Source organism: Deltaproteobacteria bacterium, assembly GCA_016875225.1.
GTDB lineage: Bacteria > Myxococcota_A > UBA9160 > SZUA-336 > SZUA-336 > VGRW01.
The window spans coordinates 1-3930 of the sequence record VGRW01000148.1 but is presented as its reverse complement, the minus strand read 5'-3'; the positions used below and the strand labels follow the sequence as shown (position 1 = coordinate 3930).

Here is a 3930-nt window from a genome sequence, read left to right as displayed (position 1 = left end):
GGGGACGATACCCCGCCGACCGAGCTGGCCGCGGCCCTGCGGCGCGGCGAGGTCGCGGTCTCGTACGCGTACGCGCGGCACTTCAGTGTCGAAATCGGCGACTCGATCGCGCTGCCGACTCGAGCGGGCACGGTCGAGTTCCGTGTCGGCGGCTTGATCCGCAACTACGCCGGGCCAACCGGCACGTTGCTCTTCGACATCGCGACCTTCGACCGCTTCTTCGCGCGGGACGGAGCGACGACGCTGCGCATCTGGAGCGGGCGACCGTACGCCGAGGTCGAAGCCGCGATCCTGGAGCGTGTCGGATCGGCGCAGCCCCTGTTCTTCAGCTACGGCGAGGGGGATCGCGGCACCGCCATGCGCACGCTTCGGCGCTTTCGGGCGCTTCTCTACCTGGTCGTTGGCGTCGCCTCGCTGTTCGTTGCCGCAGCGATGCTGAACTTCCTCTCGGGAAGCGTGACGTCGCGGCGTCGCGATCTGGCGCTGATGCAGGTCGCAGGCGCGCGATCCAGCGAGATCGCAGCGACGGTCGCATGCGACGCCGGCATCCTGGCCGCGGCCGGAGTCGCGTCTGGAACGCTCCTCGGTATGGCTGCTGGAAAGGTCGTGTGCGAGGTGCTCTTCGATCAGCTGGGCTGGTTCATCGACTATCGCGTCGACGGCTCGATCCTGTTCGTCCCGGCTGCAGTCCTGATGGCATCATGCACGCTGATCGGTGTCGCAGCTGCCAGGAAGCTCGGCCGCGAGGAGCCGATCCAAGCGATCGCCTCGAGCGGATGAAGCTCAGTCCCTGGGCACCAGATGCCCCAGCTGGTACTTCGCAATCTTGTGCCGCAGCGTGCTCCGGGGCAGCGCGAGCCGCCGCGCGGTTCGCGAGAGATTGCCTCCGGAGTCGACGAGGGCCGCTTCGATTCGCTCGGCGTCCGCCAGCTCCTCTGCGTCGAGCGCAGGGCGCGCCATCCCGGGCCGGTCTGTAGGGACCTGCGGCTCGGGCCCGGAGAGGTAGGCGTCTATCTCCTCAGGATCCGAGAGCGCGCCGCGCTGCTCGATCACGAGGCGCTCGAGCAGATTCAGGAGCTCGCGCACGTTTCCGGGCCAGCGCTGCTCGGCCAGCTTCGCGAGCACGGAGTCGGAGACGCGCGGCGCCGTCACGCCGTGCATCTCGCAGATCCGACGCAGTCCCGCGTGTACGAGGAGCGGGATGTCGGAAGCGCGTTCGCGAAGGCTCGGAACTTCGATCGACAGGACGTTCAGCCTGAACCACAGGTCGGGCCGGAACGAGCCGTTGCGCACGCCCGCGTGCAGATCGCGGTTGGTCGCGGCGACGACGCGCGCGTGGAGCCGAAGCGGCGCGCTTCCTCCCACACGCTCGAACGCGCGATCCTCGAGCACGCGAAGCAGCTTCGCCTGAAGCTGAAGCGACAGCTCGCCGATCTCGTCTAGAAATACCGTACCGAGCTCTGCGCTCTCGAAGCGCCCCCGCCGCAGCGTCGCCGCGCCCGTGAACGCGCCGCGCTCGTGCCCGAAGAGCTCGCTCTCGATCAGGGTCGGAGCGAGCGCTCCGCAATCGACGTGGACGAACGGCCGCCCCCGGCGCTCCGAGCCCTCGTGGATCATGCGGGCCACGACGCCCTTTCCGGTCCCCGTCTCGCCCTGGATCAAGACCGTCGACGCGACACGACCGGCGTTGGCGATGCGCTCGCGAAGCCGGACCATCGCCGGGCTCTGGCCGATGAAGTCCTCGCGCCCGTCCTGCTGCGATCCGGCCCGGATCGAGTTGAACGCGCGCGCGGCGACCTCCATCGCGGGCGCGGGCGTCTCGATCACGTCCGCGACACCGAATCGGATCAGCCGGACCGCCGTGTCGAGTCCCGTGTCGCGCGCGAGCACGACGACCGGACACCGACCGACGAGCTTCGCCACGGAGCGGACGCGCGAGACCGGATCGTCCCCCCGACCAGAAATGGCCACCACGCACAGGACGAGCCCCGTCTCCGTCGGGATCTGCGGCAGCTCGCCGTGTACGGGGATGGCTCGGATCGCCGCGCCCGCGCATCGCGCGGCAAGTGCGGTGTCGTAGGGAGACTCGAGATCGACCAGCAGGACCGCTCGCTGCTCCACTCGCTCCCTCCGAATCCGCTCGCTCGATTCGACGCGATCACGCAGTGCTGTGTCAAGCAAAACCCCGGGTGGCGACCACTCCGAGCGGGTCCGGGCGAGCCACGGGATTCGCGCGAATGACGGCCGACCGGCTCCGCTTCCGAGGCCATGCCGGATTCGGTAAGGTTCGCCCGGTCGCGAGCGGGGGGCGGTGCGGTGAACACGGGCGAAGCCATCAAGAGGCTGCTGGCGGTCCTCATGGCGCTGGGGCTATTCCTCGTCCTCGGCGAAGTGCTGATCCGGGTCTACCTCGGCTTCAACATCGCCTACGACATCGAGATGACGCGCTACGCGCTCTACATGAAGCAGGACGCGGGCGACCCGCGCGTCGGACACGTGCACCGGCCGAACAGTGCGATGCGCCTGATGGGCGTTCCGGTCGAGATCAACTCCGACGGTCTGCGCGACAAGGAGTACCCGGTCGAGCGGGGCGACGCGTACCGGATCGCCTTCCTCGGCGACTCGCTCACCTTCGGCTGGGGAGTGAAGCAGGAGGAGACGTTCCAGTATCTGCTGGAGGAGAAGCTCAGCGAGACGCGCCCGACCGAGATCATCAATTTCGGCACCGGGAACTACAACACCGCGCAAGAGGTCGGGCTCTTCCTCGCGAAGGGCCTGAAGTACCGCCCGGACGAGGTCGTGCTCTTCTACTTCATCAACGACGCCGAGGTCACGCCGGCGAAGTCGAAGCTCTGGTTCCTCGGCTACTCCGAGCTGATCTCGTTCTACTGGTCGAGGATCAACTCGCTGAAGGATCGCTACGCCCCTTCCCAGGACTTTGCCGGCTACTACTCCGCGCTCTACGCGGAGGGACAGCCCGGCTGGAAAGAGGCGCGGGCGGCGCTGCTCGAGCTGAAGGAGACCTGCCGCGAGAGCGGCATCCGCCTGCGGGTGGTGCTTCTGCCCGAGCTCCACGACACCCGCAACGAGATCTTCGCCGGCGTCTACGGCGGCGTCGCCGAGTTCCTGGGCCAGAACGGCATCGAGCACCTGAACCTGGCTCGGCTCTTCGAGGCCCGGGCGAACCCGATGGAGCTCTGGGTCAGCTACGATGACGCCCACCCCAACGCGATCGCCCACCGCGCCGTCGCGGAGTCGATCGCAGAGTTCGTCGCCACGACGGAGCAAGTCCGCAGATGAAGGCTTTCCTCGCCAGGTACAAGTTCTACATCCTCGCCGCGCTGATCGCGTTCGTGCTGCTCACGCTGTTCCTGATCCTGACCTCGGGGGGGCCTCAGAGCGGGGGCTTCAAGTACCAGATCTTCTGAGATGCGGCGGCAGGCGCGGCGCGGATGACGAGCTGGACGGATCTGTGCGGGCGTCTCGCCGCCCGCTGGCGCGATCTGGCGGTGGCTGCCGGGCTGATCTTCGTCGTCGCGCTCGCGCTGGAGCAGACGATCCGCGTCCACATGTTCGGCGCGGCGGCCTTCTCCTATTCGGAGATGAAGAGCATGAGCCGGCTCGGCGGCTCGGGCCTGCTGCAGGCCTCGGCGGACCCGGGCATCGTCTACGAGCTCAAGCCGAACCTCGACACCCGCTTCAACCTGGTGGCCTTTCGCACCAACTCGAGAGGCCTGCGCGACCGGGAGTACGCGCTCGCGAAGCCCGCCGGCGCGTTTCGCGTGGCGGTGATCGGCGGCTCCTAGAGGCAGTCTCAAAATTGTCTCAGCATGATGCAGATACAGGCGAGTTGGACGAATGCTCGGTAGTTCTGGGCTTTGTACTCCCAGCGGGTGACGACGCGGCGGAAGTTCTGCAGCCAGGCGTTGA

General features: G+C 67.8%; 4 protein-coding genes. 3 read left to right on the top strand and 1 reads right to left on the bottom strand.

Annotation, left to right across the window (positions count from 1 at the left end; genetic code table 11):
* The coding region (locus FJ108_18095; protein ID MBM4337804.1) for an FtsX-like permease family protein at positions 1–780 on the top strand (780 nt) is incomplete at its 5' end.
* A gap of 3 nt (positions 781–783) precedes the next feature.
* Here FJ108_18095 and FJ108_18090 read toward each other — a convergent pair.
* Complete coding sequence (locus tag FJ108_18090) at positions 784–2121, bottom strand: sigma-54-dependent Fis family transcriptional regulator (protein MBM4337803.1); 1338 nt, start codon at positions 2119–2121, stop codon at positions 784–786.
* Between the two features lie 147 nt (positions 2122–2268).
* Between FJ108_18090 and FJ108_18085 the strand changes: the two genes are divergently transcribed.
* Positions 2269–3300, top strand: a complete 1032-nt coding sequence (locus FJ108_18085; GenBank protein MBM4337802.1) for an SGNH/GDSL hydrolase family protein — start codon at positions 2269–2271, stop codon at positions 3298–3300.
* Positions 3301–3452: 152 nt separating this feature from the next.
* Positions 3453–3806, top strand: coding sequence for a hypothetical protein (locus FJ108_18080; GenBank protein MBM4337801.1), 354 nt, complete (start codon positions 3453–3455; stop codon positions 3804–3806).
* Positions 3807–3930 lie beyond the last annotated feature (124 nt).